Annotated in this window: 18 protein-coding genes; 6 read left to right on the top strand and 12 right to left on the bottom strand. The window is 64.5% G+C overall.

The window, feature by feature from the left end; translation table 11 throughout:
- Positions 1-39: 39 nt before the first annotated feature.
- Complete coding sequence (locus E4O92_RS17900) at positions 40-960, top strand: c-type cytochrome (protein WP_135191015.1); 921 nt, start codon at positions 40-42, stop codon at positions 958-960.
- A 229-nt stretch (positions 961-1,189) separates the two neighbouring features.
- On the opposite strand, the gene E4O92_RS17905 is transcribed toward E4O92_RS17900, so the two are convergent.
- The 4 genes from E4O92_RS17905 to E4O92_RS17920 all read right to left on the bottom strand — a co-directional run bounded on the left by E4O92_RS17905 (position 1,190) and on the right by E4O92_RS17920 (position 8,490).
- Positions 1,190-3,259 carry a M13 family metallopeptidase gene (locus tag E4O92_RS17905; RefSeq protein ID WP_135191016.1) on the bottom strand — a complete coding sequence of 690 codons (2,070 nt, stop codon included), beginning with the start codon at positions 3,257-3,259 and terminating at the stop codon, positions 1,190-1,192.
- An 88-nt stretch (positions 3,260-3,347) separates the two neighbouring features.
- The gene (locus tag E4O92_RS17910) at positions 3,348-5,399 is read right to left on the bottom strand and encodes a M13 family metallopeptidase (protein WP_135191017.1); all 2,052 of its coding nucleotides are present in this window, start codon (positions 5,397-5,399) and stop codon (positions 3,348-3,350) included.
- A gap of 95 nt (positions 5,400-5,494) precedes the next feature.
- Positions 5,495-7,801 carry a TonB-dependent receptor plug domain-containing protein gene (locus tag E4O92_RS17915; RefSeq protein ID WP_135191018.1) on the bottom strand — a complete coding sequence of 769 codons (2,307 nt, stop codon included), beginning with the start codon at positions 7,799-7,801 and terminating at the stop codon, positions 5,495-5,497.
- Between the two features lie 140 nt (positions 7,802-7,941).
- Positions 7,942-8,490, bottom strand: coding sequence for a hypothetical protein (locus E4O92_RS17920; RefSeq protein ID WP_135191019.1), 549 nt, complete (start codon positions 8,488-8,490; stop codon positions 7,942-7,944).
- A 293-nt stretch (positions 8,491-8,783) separates the two neighbouring features.
- On the opposite strand from E4O92_RS17920, the gene E4O92_RS17925 reads away from it, so the two are divergent.
- From E4O92_RS17925 to E4O92_RS17940, 4 genes are all read left to right on the top strand, one after another.
- Positions 8,784-10,208, top strand: coding sequence for a S41 family peptidase (locus tag E4O92_RS17925; RefSeq protein ID WP_135191020.1), 1,425 nt, complete (start codon positions 8,784-8,786; stop codon positions 10,206-10,208).
- A 121-nt stretch (positions 10,209-10,329) separates the two neighbouring features.
- Positions 10,330-11,541 (top strand): hypothetical protein, encoded by a 1,212-nt coding sequence (locus E4O92_RS17930; RefSeq protein ID WP_135191021.1) that lies wholly within the window; start codon positions 10,330-10,332, stop codon positions 11,539-11,541.
- Entirely contained in the window at positions 11,538-12,572 is a 1,035-nt protein-coding gene (locus E4O92_RS17935) for a DUF4034 domain-containing protein (protein ID WP_229483483.1), read from the top strand. The genes E4O92_RS17930 and E4O92_RS17935 overlap by 4 nt, the downstream gene beginning before the upstream one ends.
- Positions 12,573-12,682: 110 nt before the next feature.
- Positions 12,683-13,804, top strand: a complete 1,122-nt coding sequence (locus tag E4O92_RS17940; RefSeq protein ID WP_135191022.1) for a beta-ketoacyl-ACP synthase III — start codon at positions 12,683-12,685, stop codon at positions 13,802-13,804.
- A gap of 445 nt (positions 13,805-14,249) precedes the next feature.
- Here E4O92_RS17940 and E4O92_RS17945 read toward each other — a convergent pair whose 3' ends face one another.
- The 8 genes from E4O92_RS17945 to E4O92_RS17980 all read right to left on the bottom strand — a co-directional run bounded on the left by E4O92_RS17945 (position 14,250) and on the right by E4O92_RS17980 (position 22,595).
- Positions 14,250-16,283 carry an NADPH-dependent 2,4-dienoyl-CoA reductase gene (locus tag E4O92_RS17945; protein WP_135191031.1) on the bottom strand — a complete coding sequence of 678 codons (2,034 nt, stop codon included), beginning with the start codon at positions 16,281-16,283 and terminating at the stop codon, positions 14,250-14,252.
- A gap of 175 nt (positions 16,284-16,458) precedes the next feature.
- A complete protein-coding gene (locus E4O92_RS17950; protein WP_135191023.1) occupies positions 16,459-16,914 on the bottom strand; it encodes a hypothetical protein in 456 nt (151 codons plus the stop codon).
- Positions 16,915-16,957: 43 nt separating this feature from the next.
- Positions 16,958-17,404: a DUF2721 domain-containing protein gene (locus E4O92_RS17955; protein WP_135191024.1), complete on the bottom strand. Its 447-nt coding sequence runs from the start codon at positions 17,402-17,404 to the stop codon at positions 16,958-16,960.
- Positions 17,405-17,467: 63 nt separating this feature from the next.
- Positions 17,468-18,424, bottom strand: coding sequence for a prolyl aminopeptidase (gene pip / locus E4O92_RS17960; RefSeq protein ID WP_135191025.1), 957 nt, complete (start codon positions 18,422-18,424; stop codon positions 17,468-17,470).
- 52 nt (positions 18,425-18,476) lie between these two features.
- Entirely contained in the window at positions 18,477-19,799 is a 1,323-nt protein-coding gene (locus E4O92_RS17965; RefSeq protein ID WP_135191026.1) for an amino acid deaminase, read from the bottom strand.
- Positions 19,800-19,826: 27 nt separating this feature from the next.
- Positions 19,827-20,561, bottom strand: coding sequence for an AAA family ATPase (locus E4O92_RS17970; RefSeq protein WP_135191027.1), 735 nt, complete (start codon positions 20,559-20,561; stop codon positions 19,827-19,829).
- 64 nt (positions 20,562-20,625) lie between these two features.
- Complete coding sequence (gene phbB, locus E4O92_RS17975; RefSeq protein WP_135191028.1) at positions 20,626-21,366, bottom strand: acetoacetyl-CoA reductase; 741 nt, start codon at positions 21,364-21,366, stop codon at positions 20,626-20,628.
- A 50-nt stretch (positions 21,367-21,416) separates the two neighbouring features.
- On the bottom strand, positions 21,417-22,595 hold the full coding sequence (locus E4O92_RS17980) for an acetyl-CoA C-acetyltransferase (RefSeq protein ID WP_135191029.1): 1,179 nt from the start codon (positions 22,593-22,595) through the stop codon (positions 21,417-21,419).
- A gap of 381 nt (positions 22,596-22,976) precedes the next feature.
- On the opposite strand from E4O92_RS17980, the gene E4O92_RS17985 reads away from it, so the two are divergent.
- On the top strand, positions 22,977-23,345 hold a 369-nt coding region (locus E4O92_RS17985), incomplete at its 3' end, for a septum site-determining protein MinC (protein WP_502572581.1).

The following is a 23,345-nucleotide window of genomic DNA, read 5'->3' on the forward strand; positions in this document are numbered from 1 at the left end:
GGAAGGGCAGCAGGTTTTTTTAATTGTATTAAGGAAATCATGAGCGACGCACACAACGAACACCAATCCATGATCCGGACGCCAAAGCAGCTCATCGCCGCGGTAGCAGGATTCTTCCTGATTATTGTCATCGGCATCATCCTGCTGGTCTCCTATGCCACCAGCAGCAAGCTGACCGGCGCCGGCTCCGAGAGCCAAACCCCGGAAGCCATCGAGGCGCGCTTGCGGCCGGTTGCGGAAGAAGGCTATACGCTGAAAGATGTGAATGCCCCCAAAGTCCTGCAGAATGGCCAGGCGGTCTACACCGCCGTGTGCGCCGCTTGCCATGCCACCGGCGCCGCCGGCGCTCCCAAGCTCGGCGATAAGGCCGCCTGGGGCCAGCGCATCGCCCAGGGCTTCGATACCCTGGTCCAGCATGCGGTCCATGGCATCCGTGCAATGCCGGCCAAGGGCGGCAATCCGGATCTGGACGATGTCGAGGTAGCGCGCGCCGTGGCTTACATGGCGAACCAGGCCGGCGCCAATTTCAAGGAACCGGAAGCGCCTGCTCCCGCCGCGGCTTCCGCCACCAACGCTGCAACCGCAAATGCGCCGGCCACGGCAGCCGCCACCGCGGCGCCTGCGGCGGCAACTGCCGCAAGCGGGGGCGGTGCAACGCCTCCGGCAGCAGCCGCGCCTGCCCAGGCCGCAGCCGGCGGGGCCGACGCCGGCAAGGCGCTGTACACCCAGACTTGCGCCGCCTGCCATGCCGCCGGCATCGGCGGTGCACCAAAGTTCGGCGACAAGGCGGCGTGGGCGCCGCGCATCGCCCAGGGCCAAAATGTCCTGTACGAACACGCGATCAAGGGGTTCCAGAGCAAGGCCGCGCCAATGGCGATGCCGCCGAAGGGCGGGAATTCCAGCGCGTCGGACGCCGACGTCAAGGCGGCAGTCGATTACATGACGGCTGCGGCCAAGTAGTCCGGCACCGCCACCTCGACAAACCGCCCGCTAGCCGGGCGGTTTTGTTTTGAACCGTCGATCTGTTGTGGGAGCCGCATAGCAGCATGCCGTGACCGCGTGCGCACAGGTGCGCACCCTACGCCTCCGGTAAGCCATGCGGCTTGGCATTGACGGTATCGATGCGGCACCCACGAAAAAAGGGCTGCATCCCTGCAGCCCCTTTTTGCGATTCGCCTTGGCGGCGCGCTTACCAGATGATCACGCGGTCCTTCGGCGCCAGGTACATCTTGTCGCCCGGCTTGACCTTGAACGCGTCATAGAAGGCCGGCTGGTTCTTCAGCGTGCCGTTCACCCGGAACTGCCCGGGCGAGTGCGGGTCAGCCTTGAGCAGGACGATCTGCTGCGCATCGCGCATCTTCGAACGCCACACCTGGGCCCAGCCCATGAAGAAGCGCTGGTCGCCGGTCATGCCGTCGATGACCGGCGCCGGCTTGCCCTTGAGCGACAGCTTGTATGCCTTGTACGCAATCGCCATGCCCGAGTTGTCGCCGATGTTCTCACCCAGGGTCAGAGCGCCATTGACGTTGTAGCCAGGGATAGGGCTGAAGGCGTCGTACTGCTTGACCAGCATCTTGGTCTTGGCCTCGAAGTTCTTGTGGTCGGCCGCGGTCCACCAGTCGCGCAGGTTGCCGTCGCCGTCGTACTGCGCGCCCTGGTCGTCAAAGCCATGGCTGATCTCGTGGCCGATCACGGCGCCGATCGCGCCGTAATTGACCGCGTCATCCGCTTTCGGATCGAAGAACGGCGGCTGCAGGATCGATGCCGGGAACACGATCTCGTTGAGCTCCGGGTTGTAGTAGGCGTTCACGGTCTGCGGCGTCATCAGCCACTCGTCGCGGTCGATCGGCTTGCCCAGTTTGTTCAGCTCGCGGTTGGACTCGACCACGCGCGAACGCATCACGTTGCCGACCAGGTCATCCTTGGCCACTACCAGCGCCGAATAATCCTTCCACTTGTTCGGATAGCCGATCTTCGGCATGAACTTGGCCAGCTTGGCTTGTGCTTCCTTCTTCGTGGCGGGGCTCATCCAGTCGAGCGTGTTGATCGACTGCTTCATGGCCACCAGCAGGTTCTGCACCATCGCTTCCATGCGCGCCTTGCGCTCGGCCGGGAAGTACTGCTCGACATACAGCTTGCCCACCGCTTCGCCTTGGGTACGCTCGATGGTGGACACGCCGCGCTTCCAGCGCGGTTCGATCTGCGGCGCGCCCGACAGCGTGGTGCCGTAGAACGAGAAGCGCTCGTCGACGAAGGCTTTCGACAGGTAGGTGGCGTAGCTTTCCACCAGGTGCGCCCGCAGGTAGGTCTTCCAGGTGTCGAGCGAGGTCTTGGCCGCGATTGCGGCAAAGCCCTTCAGGTAGCTCGGCTGGCTGACGATCACATAGGTGGCCTTGCCGCTGATGCCGGCCGCGTCCAGATACGACATCCAGTCGTAGCCGGGCGCGAGTTTGGCCATGCCGGCCAGTTCGACCTTGTTGTAGGTCTTGACCGGGTCGCGGTTCTCGACCTTGGTCCATTGCACGCGTGCCAGTTCGGTCTCGAGCTCGACGATCGCCTTCGCCTTGGCGGCGGCGTCCTGCTCGCCTGCCAGCGCCAGCATCTTTTCGACGTGCGCCTGGTACTTGGCGCGGGTGTCGGCCATCTTGGCGTCGTCCGCCTTCAGGTAGTAGTCGCGGTCGGGCATGCCCAGGCCGCCCTGCGCGATGTCGGCCACGTACTTGGTCGAATCCTTGGCATCCTGGTGGATCGAGAAGTCATACGGGACGTTCACGCCGATCTGGCCCAGGTGTGCGAACAGCGCCGGCAGTTCGGACTTGTCCTTGATCGCCGCGATCTTGTCCAGCTCGCCCTTGAGCGGGCTCAAGCCCAACTGCTCCAGGCGTGCCTCGTCCATGAAGCTGGCGTAGAAGTCGCCGATGCGCTGGGCGTCGGTCCCGGCGACCTTGTTCGGGTTGTTGGCGACGTTCTCGATGATTGCGCGCAGCTGCGGCTGGATGTCGTCGCGCAGTTTGGCGAACGAACCCCAGCTCGACTTGTCGGCCGGAATCTCGGTGGTCTTGAGCCACTTGCCATTCAGGTATTCGAAAAAGTCATCCTGCGGGCGGACCGACGGTTCCACATATTGGGTCGCAATGCCGGCCGTCAGGACCGACGCCGGTTTGGCGCTCGCAGCCTTGCTCGCGCCCTTGCCCGTTTCGGCGTGGGTAACGCCGGCGATCAACGCGAGGGTCAGCGCGCTCAGCAAATATCGTTTCATCAAGCTCGTCTCCAGTTTAGGGTTGGAATTAAAAACCGGCGCTCGTGGCGCCGGTTCCGTGGTCAAGCGGTTTACAGCCGTTTACAGCTTACCAGATCGTGACGCGGTCTTTCGGCGCCAGGTACATCTTGTCGCCTTCCTTCACGCCGAACGCCTCGTAGAACGCTGGCTGATTGCGCAGCGTGCCGTTGGCGCGGAACTGGCCCGGCGAGTGCGGATCGGTCTTGACCTGCACGATCTGCTGCTGCTCGCGCATCTTCGTGCGCCATACCTGGCCAAAGCCCATGAAGAAGCGCTGGTCGCCGGTGAGGCCGTCGATTACCGGCGCCGGCTTGCCGCCCAGCGAGATCTTGTACGCCTTGTACGCGATCGACAGGCCCGAGTTGTCGCCGATGTTCTCGCCCAGGGTCAGCTCGCCGTTGACGTTATAGCCAGGCAGCGGCGAGAACGCGTTGTACTGCGCCACCAGCATGTCGGTCTTGGCCTTGAAGTTGGCGCGGTCCTCCGCGGTCCACCAGTTGCGCAGGTTGCCGTCGCCGTCCGACTGGCTGCCCTTGTCGTCGAAGCCATGGCCGATCTCGTGACCGATCACGGCGCCGATCGCGCCGTAGTTCACCGCGTCGTCGGCCTCCATGTTGAAGAACGGCGGCTGCAGGATCGCGGCCGGGAACACGATCTCGTTCAGGCGCGAGTTGTAGTACGCGTTCACGGTCTGCGGCGTCATGCCCCACTCTTCGCGGTCGATCGGCTTGCCCAGTTTGCTGATGTTGCGGTTGTAGGCAAAGGTCGAGGCGCGCATCACGTTGCCGACCAGGTCATCGGCGCGGATCGTCAGCTTGGAGTAGTCGCGCCACTTGTTCGGGTAGCCGATCTTCGGCGTGAACTTGGCCAGCTTGTCCTGCGCCTGCTTCTTGGTCTCCGGGCCCATCCAGTCGAGGTTGTCGATCGACTCCTTGTACGCGGCCAGCAGGTTCTTCACCAGCACTTCCATGCGCGCCTTGCGCTCGGCCGGGAAGTACTTCTCGACGTACTGGCGGCCCACCGCCTCGCCCATTGCGCCTTCAACCGTGGACACGCCGATCTTCCAGCGCGGGCGGTTTTCGGTCACGCCGGTCAGCGTGGCGCCGTAGAACGCGAAATTCGCGTCGACGAATGCCTTGGACAGGAACGGCGAATATTCGCGCAGCAGCTGCCACTGGAAGTAGGCCTTCAGGGTCTCGATGTCGGTGTTGTTCAGGATCTGGTTCAGGCCGGACAGGTAGCTCGGCTGGCCGACGATCACGTAGTCGACCTTGTTGCCGATGCCGACGGCGGCCAGCGCGGCCTTCCAGTCGTAGCCCGGGGTCAGCTCGGACAGCTTGGCCACTTCGATCTTGTTGTAGCTCTTTTCCGGATCACGCAGCTCGACCTTGGTCCATTGTGCCTGCGCCAGGTCGGTTTCGAACGCGAGGATCGCCTTGGCTTTGGCTTGCGCATCCTTGTCGCCAGCCAGCGCCAGGATCGTGGCCACGTGCTGCTCGTACTTGGCGCGGGTCTCGGCCATGCGCTTGTCGTCGGCCTTCAGGTAGTAGTCGCGGTCCGGCATGCCCAGGCCGCTCTGGCGGATGTAGGCAGCGTACTTGGTCGATTCCTTGGCGTCCTGGGCCACGCCGATGCCGTACGGGGTGGTCACGCCAATTTGCGCCAGGTGCGCGATCAGTGCCGGAACGCCCTTCTTGTCCTTGAGCGCGCGGATGCGCTGCAGCTCGCCGGTCAGCGGCTTGTAGCCCAGGGCTTCCAGCTTTTTCTCGTCCATGAAGCTGGTGTACAGGTCGCCGATCTTCTGGGCGTCGGTGCCGGCCTTCTTGTGCGGGCTCTGGGCGTCAGCCTCGATGATGCCGCGCAGCTGCGGCAGGGTGTCGTCGCGCAGCTTCATGAAGGTGCCCCAGCTGGCCTTGTCGCTCGGGATCTCGGTCGCTTTGAGCCACTTGCCGTTCAGGTGTTCAAAGAAGTCGTCCTGCGGGCGCACGGCCGGGTCGATGTACTGGGTGTCGATCCCGGAAACCGCGGCGACCGGAGCGGCGGTGTGTACGTTGTCCGCCGCGCTGGCGAAGGCTGCCATCACGGACAGGGTCAGGGTGCTCAGAAGGTATCGTTTCACAAGAAGGTCCTTATTCTATTTCTAATAAGCGGCTCGTGGCCGCAGGCAAATGTAGCACAGCCCGGCCGATGTCGGACCGGGCTGCTGGGCTGCCGCTACAGTTTTGTTTCAAGCCGCACTCCGACCGTCGTGTAGGTGCGGGCTACGTTGAAGGCGCTTTGCGTGATGCCTTTGGCATCGACGCTGCGCCCGGTCTCGTACAGGTTCGGGTCAAGGTTGTTGGCCGAGATCCGCACCTGGGTGGCCGGGCTGAATTTCCACAGCCCGTACAGGTCGAACTGGCGCTTGACGCCGGTGCTGGCCACTTCGCTGACCGTGGTCTGCACGATCGTGGCCGGCGTCCAGTTCAAGCCGCCGCCGACGGTGAGCGGCAGTCCTTTCATGCGGTAGTCCAGACCCGCGTTGGCGGTCTGCTTCGGCTGCTGGTCCAGACGGTTGTTCGGGCCGGGGATGCCGTCGACCTGCGACCAGAAGCGGCTGTAGTTCGAGCGCACGTCGATGCCAGGCGCGTTCGGGAACAGGTCAGTCAGCGGGAACTTGGCTTCCAGCTCGATGCCGCTGGTGCGCGCGCTGCCGATGTTGATCGGAGTGGACACCCAGCGCGGCCCGTTGCCGGTTTGCTGAAGCACGGTCTGGCGCCGCATCAGGTTGTCGATGTTGCGCATGAACGCGCTGGCCGAAACGATCCCGTTCTTGCCCAGGTAGTGTTCGTACGCCAGGTCGATGCCCTTGGCCAGTTCGGGCTTCAGGTTCGGGTTGCCGATGCGGTCCGGCCGCGTGGGGTCGTCCGGGGTAGTCGAGATGAAAGGCACGGCAATCATGTCGTTCAGCGCCGGGGCCTTGTAGCTCTGGGTCAGGCTGGCGCGCAGCTGGTCCTTCTCGCGGCCGGGAATGCGCCATACCGTGTGCAGCACCGGGCTCCACACGCTGCTGGTGTTCTTGACGTCGGTGCCAAGGCTCGAACTCGTCGTGCGGATGCCTTCCCAGCGCAGGCCGAGGTAGGCCGACCACCGCTCCGTGATGTCCCACTCGTCCTGCACGAACGCCGCGACGCGCCGGGTGTCGGCCGCGAACGTCGCGCCCGAATCGTCGAACAGCGCCGCGCTGTCGCCCTGCGCCACGTGGTTCTGGCTGCGGTGGCCGGCCTCCACGTCCCAGCCGGCGGCGAACAGGTGGCCCTGCTTGAGCGGCTTGGTGAATTTGCCGCCGGTGTTCAGGCTGCGCTCGCGCGTCGAATCGGAATCGACATAGGCGCGCTTGGCCACACCGGCCTTGTCGAAGGTGTTGCGCCAGGTGTCGCTGTCGCTCTGGCCGCCGCCGAAGCCGAACTTGACGTCCAGCTTGGCGCCCGCTTCCATCCGGTGCAGCCAGTTGCCGAAGCCGCGCAGGAAGGTCGAACTCGATTTCGACCGGGAATGCTGGTACGCGTACTCGAGCTGGTCGTCGCTGCCCACCGGCTGGGTGACCTTGGTGTCGGCATCGCCCGTGTTCCGGTTGCTCATCAAGAACGGCTGGAAGGTCAGCGTATCGTTATTGTCGAACTTGTACTGCAGCCGCGGCGACAGGTGGATGCCGGTCGATTTGCCGTTGCCCTCGTCGTGGATCAGCTGCTCACGCTCCACGACATTGTCCAGGTCGCGCGTTCTCAGGTTGACCGTGTCAGTCTGGTTGTGCTGGCGGTGCTGCATCAGCCCACCGGTCAACAGCCAGGTCAGGTTGCCGGTCTTGCCCGGCATGGTCAGCGACACCATGCCGCCATGGCGGCCCTGCTCGATGTTGTCGGCCACGCGCAACTGCAGGTCCTTCTGCTGGTAGCCTTCGCGCAGGATGATGTTGATGGTGCCGGCGATCGCCTGCGTGCTGTGCTCGGCCACCGGTCCGCGCATCACTTCGATCCGCTCGACCTGGTCGGGCGAGAGCGACTCGAGCGAGAACCCTGGCGGCGGACGCTCGCCGTTGACCAGCATCTGGGTATAGCCGTTGCCCAGGCCGCGCATGCGGATTCCGCCGCCACCGCGTCCCGGCGCGCCGCCCATGGTCACGCCCGGCAGGCGCTTGAGCACTTCGCCGACGCTGGTGTCGCCGTTGCGGTCGAGCTCCTCGCGGCCGAACACCATCTTGGCCGCGGTCGACAGGCGGCGCGACTCGGTGTCGTCGGCACGGCTGCCGCTGATGGTCACTTGCTGGATTTGGGCGTCGGCCTGGGCAGGCGCCGCGGGCTGGGAATTGCCGCGCATGCGGCCGTTGCCGCGGCGGGGCGAGGACGAGTCCTCGGCCTTATTTTGATCTTGCCCTTGCTCTTGCACCGCCGGCGTGGCCGGGGTAACCGATTGGTCCTGGGAATGCGCGACGCCGCCCGTGCCCAGCAGGGCCAGGCAGGCGATCGGAAATAGTTTGCTCATATCTTCTTCAAATCATGTAAAGCAAGGCGACACCATTAGCCTCAGCCAACATGTATTGCCCTTAAGATAAAGCATTCTAGCGGCTGGGCCGGGCAACGGAACACCCGCCGCTATTTTTTTACTTTTCGATACATGGCGGCTCAGCCGCCGCCCATTCCCCCACCGGGACGCCCCATTCCGGCCCGGCCATGGCCCATGCCGCCGCGGCCACGGCCCTCGCCCCTGGCATCAAAGGATCCGCGCGGCCCGCCTTCCGCCTGCACCCGCACCATCTGATCGGCAACCATCGCTGCCACCTTGCGGCGCTGGGTGTCGTCGAGCGCATCATTGACGGTGAGCCACAGTTCGCGCAGCTGCTTGTTCTCCGCCGCGCTGGCGGCCTCCTCGGCATCGACAGCCGCGCCCAGATCGCGCAATTCAAGGTTGGGATTGTCGAGCATGGACTTGCCCTGCTGCTGGAGCTTTTCGCGCCGGTTCGCGCGCTCGCGCAGGATGCTGCGGCTGCGGCTTTCGACTTGCTGCCACAGCGTCTGCTGGTTGGCGTTCAAATTCAGCGACGTCTTCAGCTCTTGCGCCACCACCAGCAGGTCCTCGGGATGCATTTCCAACAGCGGGGTGGCGAAGGTGGGCGCCGCGGCGCCCAAAGCCAGCGCCAGCAGCACGGCACGGGCGAACGTAGGTGTTTTCATGCAAAGCTCCCGGGCATAAAAAAGCCCTCGGAGGGGGAGCCGAGGGCAAAGACCACTTCAAAAGAGTGGAGAGAGAGAAAAACTGAGAGGAACTATAGGTCGCTCAATTGACGTCAGTGCAAACTCTTACAATTGCTTACCGTCCTTCAAATGGGGGTTACAGCGATTTACAAATGTTGCGCCGAATTTACGGTCGGTCGTGCGCCTTGAGCGGGCCCGCCTGTTCGGGTTTATACTGCCTTTGCGCTATCTCATGCGCTGGCGGGCCGATCCTGCCGTAAATCCAGGTGAATATGGGCTCCACTTTCAAAAACTCCGCACTCGTCAGCCTTGGCGTGATTGCCGGGATTGCTATTTCCATGCAATTTTCCGCGCTGGCGCAAAAGCCCGTCGACCAGGCCATCCCGATGGCCGAGCTGCGCCAGCTGGCCGAGGTGTACGGCGTGATCAAGTCCGACTACGTGGAGCAGGTGCCGGACAAAAAACTGCTGACCAACGCCATCTCCGGCATGGTCGCCTCGCTCGACCCGCACTCGGCCTACCTCGACCAGGCGGCCTACCGCGAGCTGCGCGAAGGCACCGAGGGCAAGTTCGTTGGCCTGGGCATCGAAATATCGCCAAGCGATGAGGGCTACATCAAGATCGTGTCCCCGATCGAAGATTCGCCGGCGCAGCGCGCCGGCATCCAGGCTGGCGACCTGATCACGCGCATTGACGCCACGCCGGTCAAGGACCTGGACATCAACGAAGCGATCAAGCGCATGCGCGGCGAGCCGCACACCAAGGTGGCGCTGACCATCCTGCGCGAGGGCTTGCCGCAGCCGCTGCAGCTGACGATCGTGCGCGAGGAGATCGTGCAAAAGAGCGTCAAGGGCAAGATCGTCGAACCCGGCTATGCCTGGGTACGCATCTCGCAGTTCCAGGAGCCGACGGTGGAAGACCTGGCCGCGCGCCTGACGGCTTTGTACCGGCAGGAACCGAACCTGAAGGGCCTGGTGCTCGACCTGCGCAACGACCCGGGCGGCCTGCTGCAAGGCGCGATCGGGGTGGCGGCGGCATTCCTGCCCAAGGGCGCCGAGGTCGTCTCGACCAACGGCCAGCTGGCCGATTCGCGGCAGCGCTTCTATGGCAAGCCCGAATATTACATGCTGCGCAGCGACGGCGACGCGCTGGCCAATCTGCCGGCGATCTTCAAGACCGTGCCGATGGTGGTGCTGGTCAACACCGGTTCGGCTTCCGCGTCCGAGATCGTCGCCGGCGCGCTGCAGGACTACAAGCGCGCCGCGATCGTCGGCAGCCAGACCTTCGGCAAGGGCTCGGTGCAGACCATCCGCCCGCTCGGCAACGACACCGCCGTCAAGCTGACCACCGCGCGCTACTACACCCCGGCCGGACGCTCGATCCAGGCGCGCGGCATCGTGCCCGACTTTCCAGTGGACGAAACGGCGGAAGGCGACGGCATCAACGCGCTGCGCGTGCGCGAGGTCGACCTCGACCGCCACCTGACGAACGACCGCGACAAGGAAATGGCGGGGGCGCGCCAGGACGAGCTCGAGGAAGAGCTGCGCGCGGCCGCGATCGAGCGCGCGCGCAAGCCGCTCGAGTTCGGCGGCGCGAGCGACTTCCAGCTGGGGCAGGCGATCAACCACCTGAAGGGCACGCCGATGCAGTTGTCCAAGCGCGCCGGCGGGTCGGTGCTGGCGCACCGCGACAATTAGAGCGCCCGCAGAGCCTCTCTGGATCGGTTGCTTTCAGGATAAAATTACCCCCTTGCGCGAGACTTCACGGGAGATGGCTTCTACGTCTCGGCATGCCTGGTAATTTTCTGAAAGACCCCCGATGATCTATGAAGTCCAGTTATCGCCCATTGTTCGAGGTGCGGTAGCACTGGTATTGGCATCCGGCTGCGCGGCCACCCTTGCCGCGCCAGCGTCAGACGACGGGCAGGGCGCGGCAATGGTGCGCATCCTGCACAGGGATCTGTCCCGATCCTTCGAGCTGGATAAAAAATTGCGGCTGGACCCCGAGCTGCGCGCCGCGGCCGAGAAGATGAGCGCCGATCATCTGGCCCGCATCCAAAAGCTCCTGCCCGCGTGGCTGGAGGAAGAACGAAAGCTGCAAACCGCCAAGGGCGAGAAGCTCTCACCCAACGAACTGTACTACGCCGTCTGGGCGCGCCTGCTCAATGAACTGGCGCTTTGGCAAATCGAGCCCGGTGACACAGACTACGAGCAGGCGACACTGGCGGTGCTCAAGACATCTCCCCGGGTGTGCGAATTGGAAGGCGACGGCCGTTTCAGCGATTTTTCCAGCCGAATGATGAGGCTGCAGGCCATGCCGGCGGCGCAGCGGACGGCCGCGCTGGCGACCGAGCGCCAGTTGCTGGCCCACTGGGGGCAGGCCCGGACAACTGTCGCGCCCTGGCCCGATCCCCTGCCTCAGGACGCCGCGATGTTGCTGATCAAACGCGCTCCGGCGGACGGCCAGCAGGCCAGGCTGCCCCTTCCACCAATGCTGGCCTCGACACTGCTCGGCCAGCAGAAGGATTACGCGAGCTTGGCACCGGTGACGCGATGCGCCTTCCAACAGTGGTGGCTACAGGAAAGTCTGCGCCAGGGCGCGAAGCCGGCCGATGCGCTCAATGCCTTCCGCTATGGAACTTTGATCACGGCGAGCGCCCGTTTCGTGGCCGCCCCCATCGCCCAGGAGCGCGAGCCCAAGCCTGGCGCGGCGACCAACACTCCTCCCTATCCGCCGCTGGCCAGGCGCTTTCTTGTCACCGGAAAGACCTATATGCGGATTCGGTTCAACGCCGAAGGAAAACCCGAACAGGCCAGCGTCGAGGCGCGCGAGATCAAGGTGGAAGGTATCCGCGGCGTGCGGCCTGTTGCCTTTGAAAGCATTTTTGACAAACTGTCCGTGGACTATGCACTGGAGGAGCGCCGCTACGACATTCCGAACGGCGCGCAAGGTGTCCGGATCCAGTTGGTGTGGAATCTGGACGAGTCAGCGAAAACGGCCGCCGCCGCGCCGAAAGGATCCGACCAATGAAAATACAGCCGCAACTTGGCCGGAAGGTCGCCCGACGCGTCCTGGCCTGGACAATCGCCATAACGCCCTTGGTCAACATGACGCCGGCCTGGGCAGAGAAGCCAGACCCGCCCATCACCTCACAAGCCCTGTGGTCGCTCTGGTGGGGCGACTTTGACGCGCTCGAAAAACAGAATGCCGAGCTCAGGCAGCCCGGCCACATCGCCGCCGACGGCGGCTCCGAGCTGGCGGAGTTTCGGACCGGAATCGAGCGCATCCTCGATTCCAAACTTCCGCACAGCGAGCCCTACCTGCGCGAGCTGGAGGCGCTGACCCTGCAATGGGCTACCGAGCATCCGAAATCGGCGCTGGCGCACATCCTGCACGCCCAGGCGCTGCTGAAGCATGCGTGGTCCTATCGCGGCAACGGCTACGCCAAGGAAGTGCCGCCAGAGGCCTGGAACGATTTTCTCAGCTATTCGCGCCGCGCGGTCGACTACCTGAAGGCACACGCGGACGTCGCCCTGACCGACAGTTATGCCCATTCCACGCTGCTGCAGATTGGAATGGGCTTGGGCTGGAATGCCAGGCAACTGGAAGCGATCGCGCAGGATGGCTTAAAGCGCAATCCGCAGGACATCTCGCTTTACTTCGACATCGTGACCTCGCTGCTACCGAAGTGGGGCGGCGATGTCAAAACCCTGGACAAATATATTCGCCAGGTCGCGCAGCAGACGCAGGCGGACTTGGGCACAGGCATGTATGCGCGGCTGTATTCTTCCGCCGCCGAACAACAGTTTGGCCACGCGCTGTTCGAGGACAGCCGCGCCGACTGGCCCACGATGAAGAAAAGCTGGGAAGACTTTCTGTCCCGTTACCCGGAAAGCCCGGAGCGCCGCAATCGCTACGCGTACATGGCATGCCTGGCCAAGGACAAAGCCACGCTGATTGCGCAGCTTGAACAGCTCGGCCCCAAGATCGACGCCTCGCAGTGGGGTCCTAACCCGGAGCGCAGCCTGGAAAGTTGCCAGCGCTTGGCCAAGCAATTATGACGGCAGGCGGGTGAATCGCCGCCGGCCGCCAATGCCACATCGGACTGGGCCCGAAATATGTGTAGAATCGGGTCCACCTTCCTCGCCCTTCTTGCGAAAGCCCGACCATCATGAAAGCTGTCGTCATCAGCGGCACCGGCCTGTTCACCCCGCCCTACTCGATCTCCAATGACGAACTGGTGCTGGCGTTCAACGCCTACGCCGAGCGCTTCAATGCCGAGCATGCCGACGCAATTGCGGCCGGCACGGTGGCGGCGATCGAACCGTCGAGCAGCGGGTTCATCGAGAAGGCCTCCGGCATCAAGTCGCGCTACGTGATGGAAAAGTCGGGCATCCTCGATCCGGCGCGCATGACGCCGCGCATCGCCGAGCGCGGCGACGACGAACCGTCGCTGCAAGCCGAGATGTGCGTAGCCGCCGCGCGTGAGGCTTTGGCGCGCGCGGGGCGCCTACCGGCCGACATCGACATGGTGCTGGTCGCCTGCAGCAACATGCAGCGCCCCTATCCGGCGATGGCGGTCGAGGTGCAGGAGCTGCTCGGCATCGAAGGCTACGGCTTCGACATGAACGTGGCCTGCTCGTCGGCCACCTTCGGCATCCAGACCGCGGCCGCGGCGGTGCAGGCCGGACAGGCGCGCGCGGTCCTGGTGCTCAATCCCGAGATCACCAGCGGGCACCTGAACTTCCGCGACCGCGACAGCCACTTCATCTTCGGCGATGCGTGCACCGCGCTGGTGGTTGAGGCGGCCGAGACGGCGCGCGGTGCGCACCAGTTCGAGATCGTCGAATCGAAGCTCAAGACCAAGTTCTCCAACAATATCCGCAACAACTTCGGCTTTATGAACCGCTTTGACGAAGCGGGCATCGGCCAGCCGGACAAGCTGTTCCGCCAGCAGGGCCGCAAGGTGTTCAAGGAAGTGTGCCCGATGGCGGCCGAGATGATCCGCGACACGGTGACGGCGGCGGGACTGGAAGTGGGCCAGGTGTCGCGCTACTGGCTGCATCAGGCGAACCTGAACATGAACCTGCTGATCGCCCGCACGCTGCTGGGGCGTGACGCGGCGCCGGAAGAGGCACCGGTGATTCTGGATACCTACGCTAACACGTCCTCGGCTGGGTCGATCATCGCCTTCCATAAGTACCAGGACGATTTGCCGCAGGGCGCGCTGGGGGTGATCTGCTCGTTTGGTGCGGGGTATTCGATCGGGTGCGTGGTGGTGCGCAAGAAGTAACCGGGGGTGCGTAGGGTGGGCGGCTGTGCCGCCCACGCGTTCAAACAGAGCGTGAATCTACGAACCAGCGACCCTACTACCGTCACAACCGCGCCGCCAAATCGTCTCCTTCGCGGATCGCACGCATCGCATCCAGCTCCGCCGACAGGAGGCGTAGGGTGCGCACCTGTGCGCACGCGGTCAACGCATACTGACTTGCGGCCGCAGCTCCACTACGCTACCTTCGCGAACCGCGTGCGCACAGGTGCGCACCCTACGATACCCAATCAACGGATGCGGGCGTAAAACGGAGGCGTAGGGCGGGGGGCTCGTTCGTCGGGCATTTAGCCCGACTCACCCCACGCGTCCAGCCGGCGCTAGCACCGCCGCTACGCGTTCGGTTGATTCACGCACTGTTTGAACGCGTGGGCGGGAGACCCGCCCACCCTACGGTCACGCGGCCGTATCACAACCGCGCCGCGAGCTCGGCTCCTTCGCGAATCGCGCGCTTCGCGTCGAGCTCCGTCGCCAGCGCCGCGCCGCCGATCTTGTAGTACCTGGGTCCGTTCGCCCCGCCCTCGCCCGGCATCAGCTCATCCAGGCTCTCCTGCCCCGCGCAGATCACGATGTTGTCCACTTCGATCAGCCTCTGCTCGCCACCGACGGTCACATGCAGCCCCGCATCGTCGATCCGGTCATACCGCACCCCGGCCATCATCACCACGCCATTGCGCACCAGGCTCGCGCGATGCACCCAACCGGATGTCTTGCCCAGCCCGGCGCCAGGTTTGGACGTCTTGCGCTGCATGAGCCAGATCTGCCTGTACGGGCTTGCGTCCTCCGGCTTGACCAGCCCGCCCGGCCCGGCCACCTCCAGGTCCACACCCCATTCGCGCGTCCACTCCCGCACCGGCACCGGCAGCGCATGCGATGGGTCGTGCAGCAGGTATTCGCTCACGTCGAACCCTATACCGCCAGCGCCGATGACCGCCACCCGCCGGCCCACCGGCGCCTGCTCGCGCAGCACGTCCAGGTAGGACAGCACCTTGGGATGGTCGATGCCTTCGATGGCGGGCTTTCTCACCTTGATGCCAGTGGCGACGATCACGTCGTCAAAACCGCCGGCAGCCAGCTCCTCGCGCGTGACGCGCCGCCCGAGCCGCACGTCCACGTTCAACAGTTCGAGCTGTCGGCGAAAGTAGCGCAGCGTCTCGGCAAACTCCTCCTTGCCGGGAATGCGCATGGCCACGTTGAACTGCCCGCCGATGCGGTCCATCGACTCGAACAGCGTCACCTGGTGCCCGCGCCCGGCGGCCACGGTCGCCGCCGATAGCCCGGCAGGTCCGGCGCCGACCACCGCCACTTTGCGCGGCGTGCGCGCCTTGCGGTACACGAGCTCCGTTTCGTACCCGGCCCGCGGATTGACTAGGCATGTCGCGCGCCGGTTGGCGAAGGTATGGTCCAGGCATGCCTGGTTGCAGGCGATGCAGGTGTTGATCTCGTCGGCACGGCCGATTGCTGCCTTGGCGACGAACTCGGGATCGGCCAGGAACGGCCGCGCCATCGAGACCAGGTCCGCGTCGCCGCGCGCGATCAGTTGTTCCGCTTCGTGCGGCATGTTGATCCGGTTCGATGCGACCACGGGAATCGACACCGCCTGGCGCAGCCGGCCCGCGATCTGGGCGAACGCCGCGCGCGGCACCGAGGTGACGATGGTCGGCACGCGCGCCTCGTGCCAGCCGTAGCCGGTGTTCAGGATGGTCACGCCGGCTTCCTGCAGCGCCCGCGCGACCGTCACCACCTCGTCCCAGGTGTTGCCGCCTTCGACCAGGTCCAGCACCGAATGGCGGTACATGATGATGAAGTCGTCCCCGGCCGCCTGGCGGATGCGCTTGACCACTTCCAGCGCCAGCCGCATCCGGTTTTCGATAGGACCGCCCCAGCGGTCATCGCGCCGGTTGGTGCGCGCGCACAGGAACTGGTTCAGCAGGTAGCCTTCGCTGCCCATCACTTCGACGCCGTCGTAGCCGGCCATCCGCGCAAGGCGCGCGGCGCGGGCGTAGGCGCGGATCGTGGATTCGATTCCGCGCGCGGTCAGCGCGCGCGGCCGAAAGCGCGAGATCGGCGACTTGATATCGGACGCGGACACCACGAACGGCTGGTAGCCGTAGCGGCCGGCGTGCAGGATCTGCATCAGGATCTTGCCGCCCTCCTCGTGCACGGCGCGTGTGACGCGCCGGTGGTTCAGCACGTCGCCGGCGAAGTTCATCGTGCCGCCGAACGGCAGCAGCCAGCCTTGCCGGTTGGGGGAGATGCCGCCGGTGACGATCAGGCCGACGCCGCCGCGCGCGCGCTCGCGGTAGAACGCGGCCAGCTTGCCGTAGTTGTAGAAGCGGTCTTCGAGCCCGGTGTGCATCGAGCCCATGATCACGCGGTTCTTGAGCGTGGTGAAGCCCAGCTCGAGCGGCGCGAGCAGGTGCGGGTAGCTTGCGGTTGTCATCACGGCATTTAACCGTGAATCTCTAGACGCGTGGTTCTAAAACGGGAGCGCCGATCGCGCGTAGGGTGCGCACCCTGTGCGCACGCGGTTCGCGAACGTAGCGTAACGAAGCGGCAGCCGCAAGTCAGCACACGATGACCGGTGCGCAGTGCGCACCCTACGGTAAGCCGTGCGATCAGACCAAATGGCTTTCGCGATCGCGCAGTTCGGCGAACTGTTCCAGGCTGCCGATCCGCACTGTCACCGGATTCAGGCTGGCGTTCGGCGACATGGAGCGCCAGGCGAACTGCCATTCCTGTTCCTGCGCCTGTTCGCCGCTCTTGGTAAACGCGCTGCCCAGGCGCGAACGCACGCCGTATTCGACGGGGCCGTCGATGCCGGCCCAGTTGGGCAGGCTGCGCTGCACCGCACGGTGCAGGCGTTCGCCGAACTCCTCGGTGTTATGGATCACAAGGCAGCAGTCCGCGGGCGCGAGCACGTCGAACAGCTTCTTGTCCCACACTTTGGAAAACGACACGGTCAGGAAGCTGCCTGACGGGATCAGCCGGAACTGGCCGGTCTTGAGCGCTTGCTCCAGCTCTGAGCACGGCCCGTAGCGGTGCAAGGTAGGGGGGCGTTGGTAGTCTTGCATGGATAAACTCTATTCGGTAAAGGGACGCCCTCGGTCGGCAGCTTCAGCGCGGCTCCTGGATCAGGACCGCCTCGTGCATGCGCATGTAGCGGAACGAGACGAAGACTTCGCGCAGCAGGAACATGAAACTGCAGATCAGGGCAGCCATCGCGATCACGAACATGACGGCGATGCATCTGTCCACGGGAAGGTCGGTGGTGTCGCCAAGGAACAGCAAGGCGATCACCAGGCAAATCAGAAGGCCAGTCGCGGTGCTCGCCGTGATCGCGTAATTGATCAGCTGCCAGCGCTGGTACAGCACTTCAAGTTCCTCCTCATCCGCGCGATCGCGGCCGGAGCGCAGGCGGTCCTTGAGCTCGCGGGTGCGGTCGATGATGCGCGCCAGGCGGTTCATCAGCACGGTCAGCTTGGTGGCCACGCCAGTCAGCAGGAACACGGGGGCGATCGAAAGCTGGATGATGTGGCCGATGTCGCTGATCTGGATATTCATGGATGTGGATGTGTTGTCGTCGTTGTCACGCCTCTAGTTTATCAGGCCGCCTTGCTGTCGCGTCTAGTCGAACCGGCGGCGCCGCTTGAACTGCTCGGTGGCGCCGACCAGTGCGCGCGCGATGCCCATCTCCAGCGCACCGTGGCCGGCGTCGGCGATCATGCGCATTTGCGCGCCGGGCCAGGCGCGGTGCAGGCGCCACGCCGCCAGCGGTGGACAGATCACGTCGTAGCGGCCCTGGATGATCACGGCCGGCAGGTGCGCGATGCGGCCGACGTCGCGGATCAGCTGGTCGTCCTCGAGGAAGCCGAGGTTGGCCATATAGTGCGATTCGAGGCGGCCGACGCCCAGGTCGAGCGTGTCGGACGAGGTTTCTTCTTCCTGCGGCAGCAGGAACACGCGCCGGCCCTCGAACCGGCTCCAGGCGCGCGCCGCGGGCCAGTACAGGTTGGGGTCGTCGCACAGCAGGCGCCGCGTGTACGCGCGCAGCAGGTCGCCGCGTTCCTCGACCGGGATCGGCGCCACGAACTCTTCGTACAGCTCGGGATAAAACCACTGCACGCCGTGCAGGAACCAGTCGATTTCGGCCGCGGTGCACAGGAAGATCCCGCGCAGCACGAAGCCCAGGCAGTGCTCGGGGTGCGCTTGCCCGTAGGCCAGCGCCAGCGTCGAGCCCCACGAGCCGCCGAACACCAGCCATTGCCGGATGCCGAACATCTCGCGCAGGCGCTCGATATCCTGGATCAGCAGCTGGGTCGTGTTGTTGCGCCACTCGCCCAGCGGCGTCGACTTGCCGGCGCCGCGCTGGTCGAACAAGATCACCCGGTAGGCATGCGGGTCGAAGAAGCGCCGGTGCTGCGGCGACAGGCCGGCGCCGGGGCCGCCGTGCAGGAACAGCACCGGGATGCCGTCCGGGTTGCCGACCTCTTCCCAGTAAATCGTGTGCAGCTCGTCGACGGCAAGCATGCCCGAGCGTACGGGCAGGATCGGCGGAAACAGCGATGGCGGCGTGACGGGCATGTGGCGCTCTCTCAAGTTGCTTGAGCCGATTGTAGCCTACTGCCCGGTTCAATCAGAAGAAGGTGTTGACCGCAAAGCGCACCCGGTAATCGTCATCGACGGCCAGCAGCAGCGGCCATTTGTCGAAGGTGGTGCACGGGTGCGAGATGCCGCAGCCGACCAGGTCGCCGACGGCGAGCGTGTCGCACAGCGGATGGCCGGCGGGCAGGCGCAAATAGGCGTGCTGGTCGTTCATCTTGAAGATCGTGCAGCCGTCCGGCAGCGCGGTTGGCATGCCGGGACCGGGGCTGTGCGTGTACAGCGGGATCGGCAGGTCGACGTCGTAGGAGGCGTCGCGCTTGCCCATGGACAGGATCGCGAGATCCGGCTCCGGGCGCGACAGCACCGCGCTCCACACTTCCAGCGCCGCTTGCAATCCCTCGCCTGGCGCCACGTCCTCACGCTCGTTAAGCTCGCCAATCAGCCGGTAGTAGGAACCGTGGTCGCTGGTCAGGTAGCAGCCGCTGCGCAGCACCGCGCGCACGGGGCGCGTCAATCTGGTGGTCTGGCGCAAGCCGCGCGCGACCAAATCGAAGTAGGCGGAGCCGCCGGCCGAAACAAGGATCTCCGGCCCGGTGAACAATCCTTCGTCGTCGGCCTCGCACATCAGCGCGACCAGCGCGGCGACAAAATCGTCCACGGCGCGCACGTCGGCCTCACGGTCGTCGGACACGAGCAGGCCCTCGTAGCCTTCAAAGCCCGTCAGGCGCAGGCTAGGTGCGCCCGCGATCGCGCGCGCAACGGTCATGGCCTGGTCGATCGTGCGGCAGCCGGCGCGCTTGCCGGGCAGGCCAAGCTCGACCAGGACAGGCAGCGCGCGTGCCAGCGGGTGTGCGCCGACCGCTTCGGCCAGCCGCGCGACGCCGGCCAGCGAATCGGCCAGCACCACGCATTCGAAGTCGGGATCGTCGTGCAGCAGTTGCAGGATGCCCTTGATGTCGGCGCGCGTGACCAGCTGGTTGGCCAGCAGCACGCGGCGCACGCCAAAGCGGTGCGCGACCTGCACCTGGGTGGTCGTAGCGAGCGTGATGCCCCACGCGCCGTTGGCGAGCTGGGCGCCGAACAGTTGCGGGCTCATGGTGGTCTTGCCGTGCGGCGCGAGCGTGGCGCCGTAGCGCTGGCAAAAGCCGCGCATCCAGTCGAGGTTGTGGCGCAGCGCCGAGGTTTTCAGGACCGCGACCGGAAAGCTGGTGTCGCCGTGCAGCACGTTCCAGCCCTGCACGCCGATCGCGCCCTGGCGCAGCGGCTCGGTGATCGGCAAGCCCTTGACGCCGGGTTGCAGGATTTGTTCTTCAAGGCCGGCAAGGGCCAGGCTGTCATGGGGCAGAGTATTCATTCGCGTCAAAAAGCAATGGAACAGTATTCAATCGGCATCCTCATCAACCAGCAACTGCTGCAGCCGGCGCTCGTGATTGTTCAGGAAGTCGCGCGTGACCGCATAGTGCTCCGTGTCCGCATAGGCGACCTCCATGATACCGCTCTCGTCGAAGCATAGGATTTTGGCGTTGGGATACGACAGGAGGATCGGCGAATGCGTCGCAATGATGAACTGCGAGCCTTCCTGCACCAGCTGGTGCATCACCGTCAGTGCGGCAAGCTGGCGCGACGGCGAGAGCGCCGCTTCGGGCTCGTCGAGCAGGTACAAGCCATCCTCGCGAAAGTTAAGCATGAGATCCATGAAGGCTTCGCCATGCGATCGCCGGTGCAGGCCCGCGCCGCTCCCCGGTCCCACCTTGATCTCGTCGAGGTAGCTAAACACGTTGAACAGGCTCTCCGCGCGCAGGAAATATGACGCACGGGGCTGCCTGAAGCCCTTGACCAGCTTGAGGTAGCCGTGCAGCGGCGAGACTTCCTGCTGCTGCCGGTAAACATTTCGGTTGCCACCCTCCGCCGGCAGGCCCATCGCCACCGCGATCGCTTCCAGCACGGTCGACTTGCCAGCCCCGTTCTCGCCAACGAAGAACGTCACGTCCCGATGCAGTGTCATCACTCCCAGCTCGCGCACGGCAGGGATCGAGAATGGATAGCGGTCGTAATCGATCTGCGCTTTCGGATCGAGCGAAATTTCGCGCAGATACGGCTTGAAGGCCAGCGTCATCGTGGGTTCCTTGAAACAAAAAAAGCACTGCCCGAAGCAGTGCTTTTGTCAGTGGCCAATGGGCTCAGGACATGTGCTGGCCGCCGTTGATCGCAATGTTGGCGCCCGTCACGAACGCAGCCTCGTCCGACGACAGGTAAGCCACCAGGCCCGCCACCTCTTCCGGCTTGCCCAGCCGGCCCATCGGAATCTGCGGGATGATCTTGCTCTCGAGCACTTCTTTCGGGATCTCCATCACCATCTTGGTGCCGATATAGCCCGGCGAAATGGTGTTGACCGTCACGCCCTTGCGCGCCACTTCCAGCGCCAGCGCCTTGGTAAAGCCGTGCATGCCGGCCTTGGCCGCCGAATAGTTGGTCTGGCCGAAGGCGCCCTTTTGCCCGTTCACCGACGAGATGTTGATGATCCGCCCCCAGCCGCGTTCCACCATGCCGTCGCACACCTGCTTGGTCATGTTGAACACCGAATCCAGGTTGGTCTTCATCACCGCGTCCCAGTTGACCTTGTCCATTTTTTTGAACGTCATGTCACGCGTGATACCGGCGTTGTTGACCAGCACGTCGACCGGGCCGACTTCCTGCACCAGCTTGGCCACGCAGGCCTGGGCCGATTCAAAATCGGCCACATCGCACTCATAGGCCCGGAAAGCGAAGCCCTTCTCACGCATCGCGGCTAGCCAGCTGTCGTGTTTCGTATTTCCTGGCGAATAGGTGGTACACACGGTGTACCCCAGCGCGGCCAGCTTGATGCAGACCGCTTCGCCCAGACCGCCCATGCCGCCGGTCACCAATGCTACTCTAGCCATCGTCTTCTCCTGTTTTGTCCGTCACTTTGATGTTTCGCTGTCGGCATCTCTTACGGACGCTCGACAGCCAAGGCGACTCCCATACCCCCTCCAATGCACAGGGCGGCCAGGCCGCGCTTGGCATCGCGCCGCTGCATCTCATACAGCAGCGTGACCAGAATGCGCGCCCCGGATGCGCCGATCGGGTGACCGAGGGCGATTGCCCCGCCGTTCACGTTGATCTTCGACGTATCCCAGCCCATTTCCCTGTTGACAGCGACCGCCTGGGCGGCGAACGCTTCATTCACTTCCATCACGTCCAGGTCTTGCGGACTCCAGCCGGCCTTTTCCAGGCACAGCCGGGCGGCCTGGACCGGGCCCATGCCCATGTACGCCGGATCCAGGCCGGCCGAGGCATAGGCCTTGATGCGCGCCATCGGCGTCAAGCCCAGTTCCTTGGCCTTGGAGGCCGACATCATGATGACCGCGGCGGCCCCGTCGTTGATGCCCGAGGCGTTGCCGGCGGTAACCGTGCCTTCCTTGTTAAATGCCGGGCGCAGGCTCGACAGTCCCTCGATCGTGCTGCCGTGCTTGGGATATTCGTCGGTATCGAACACCTGGGTGCCCTTCTTCGACTGGATCTCGACCGGGATGATTTCGTCCTTGAACTTGCCGGCCTTTTGCGCGGCCTCGGCCTTGAGCTGCGACTGCAGCGCGAACTCGTCCTGCTGGGCGCGCGACACGTCGTACTTGCGTGCGACGTTCTCGGCGGTCACGCCCATGTGGTACTGGTTGTATACGTCCCACAGGCCGTCGACGATCATCGTGTCGACCAGCTTGCCGTCGCCCATGCGGATGCCGTCGCGCGAATTTTGCAGCGCGTGCGGCGCGGCGCTCATGTTCTCCTGGCCGCCGGCCACCACGATCGAGGCGTCGCCCAGCTTGATCGCCTGGGCCGCCAGGTGGGTCGCGCGCAGGCCGCTGCCGCACACCATGTTCAGGGTAAAGGCCGGCACCTTGTCGGAAACGCCGGCCTTGATCGATGCCTGGCGCGCCGGGTTCTGGCCCACGCCGGCGGTCAGCACCTGGCCCATGATGACTTCGCTCACCGCGGCCGGGTCGATGCCGGTTTTTTCGAGCAACTGTTTGATCACGAGGGCACCGAGCTCGGCGGCGGGAATCTTGGCGAGCGTGCCGCCGAATTTGCCCACTGGGGTGCGGCCGGCGGCCACAATTACGACGTCTTCCATATGAAATCTCCGGTTCCTGGCCCAAGGCCAGCGTGGTTGATTGATGCAGCGGCCGCTGTACCTGCGCGTTCGGCGTCCGGCGTGGGGGCGCGAGCGCGGCGGCACAGGCACAGGCTCAGGTGTGCACCCGAGTCATGGCCGGAAAACCATTCATGCTAAATTCGCGCTTCTGAGTGGATTTGATTAAGGTCAATCTTATCAGCTTATTCATTCAAAACAACCGAGGATCACAATTGTGCGACACCCGTTGGTGCAGATTTTCGAATGATTATTTCAAACGCATAATGGACTGCTTGCCTTTAGGAATCATGCATAAAAGCCTTGGCCTTTAGGACAAATTTCACAGTAGAATGCACGGGCTAAAGCCAACCTGAACCGTTTATGCCGAAAACCGCATCTTCCCTGCCGATCGAGATCAAAATCTCAACGGTTGTTGCTATTTCGACCATCCTGCACTCGGCCGATCCGACCGCGATCAACGCCGCGCTCAAGCAGATGACGGGCGGGGTGTCGGACTTTTTCGAAGACGAGTTCGCCGTCATCGACGTCGGCGCCATCGCCGCGACTGCCCCGCGCATCGACTGGCGCGCGCTGGTCGCCCTGCTCAAGACCTACCGCCTGAACGCGGTCGCGGTGCGCGGCTACACGCCGGAAATGGCGGACGCCATCCGCGCCCACGGCCTGGCGCTGGACGACGGCTCGAGCGGCGACCGCGCGCGGCAGGCGCAAGCCGCGGCTGCTCCCGCGCCC

The organism is Massilia horti (assembly GCF_004614195.1).
Taxonomy (GTDB): domain Bacteria; phylum Pseudomonadota; class Gammaproteobacteria; order Burkholderiales; family Burkholderiaceae_D; genus Telluria; species Telluria horti.

Coding starts and splice junctions, on each gene's coding strand:
- E4O92_RS17930 (WP_135191021.1), top strand. CDS start 10,330: ATGATCTATGAAGTCCAGTTATCGCCCATTGTTCGAGGTGCGGTAGCA.
- E4O92_RS17905 (WP_135191016.1), bottom strand. CDS start 3,259: ATGAAACGATATTTGCTGAGCGCGCTGACCCTCGCGTTGATCGCCGGC.
- E4O92_RS17945 (WP_135191031.1), bottom strand. CDS start 16,283: ATGACAACCGCAAGCTACCCGCACCTGCTCGCGCCGCTCGAGCTGGGC.
- E4O92_RS17925 (WP_135191020.1), top strand. CDS start 8,784: ATGGGCTCCACTTTCAAAAACTCCGCACTCGTCAGCCTTGGCGTGATT.
- E4O92_RS17935 (WP_229483483.1), top strand. CDS start 11,538: ATGAAAATACAGCCGCAACTTGGCCGGAAGGTCGCCCGACGCGTCCTG.
- E4O92_RS17965 (WP_135191026.1), bottom strand. CDS start 19,799: ATGAATACTCTGCCCCATGACAGCCTGGCCCTTGCCGGCCTTGAAGAA.
- E4O92_RS17900 (WP_135191015.1), top strand. CDS start 40: ATGAGCGACGCACACAACGAACACCAATCCATGATCCGGACGCCAAAG.
- E4O92_RS17950 (WP_135191023.1), bottom strand. CDS start 16,914: ATGCAAGACTACCAACGCCCCCCTACCTTGCACCGCTACGGGCCGTGC.
- E4O92_RS17955 (WP_135191024.1), bottom strand. CDS start 17,404: ATGAATATCCAGATCAGCGACATCGGCCACATCATCCAGCTTTCGATC.
- pip (WP_135191025.1), bottom strand. CDS start 18,424: ATGCCCGTCACGCCGCCATCGCTGTTTCCGCCGATCCTGCCCGTACGC.
- E4O92_RS17940 (WP_135191022.1), top strand. CDS start 12,683: ATGAAAGCTGTCGTCATCAGCGGCACCGGCCTGTTCACCCCGCCCTAC.
- E4O92_RS17920 (WP_135191019.1), bottom strand. CDS start 8,490: ATGAAAACACCTACGTTCGCCCGTGCCGTGCTGCTGGCGCTGGCTTTG.
- E4O92_RS17980 (WP_135191029.1), bottom strand. CDS start 22,595: ATGGAAGACGTCGTAATTGTGGCCGCCGGCCGCACCCCAGTGGGCAAA.
- E4O92_RS17970 (WP_135191027.1), bottom strand. CDS start 20,561: ATGACGCTGGCCTTCAAGCCGTATCTGCGCGAAATTTCGCTCGATCCG.
- phbB (WP_135191028.1), bottom strand. CDS start 21,366: ATGGCTAGAGTAGCATTGGTGACCGGCGGCATGGGCGGTCTGGGCGAA.
- E4O92_RS17915 (WP_135191018.1), bottom strand. CDS start 7,801: ATGAGCAAACTATTTCCGATCGCCTGCCTGGCCCTGCTGGGCACGGGC.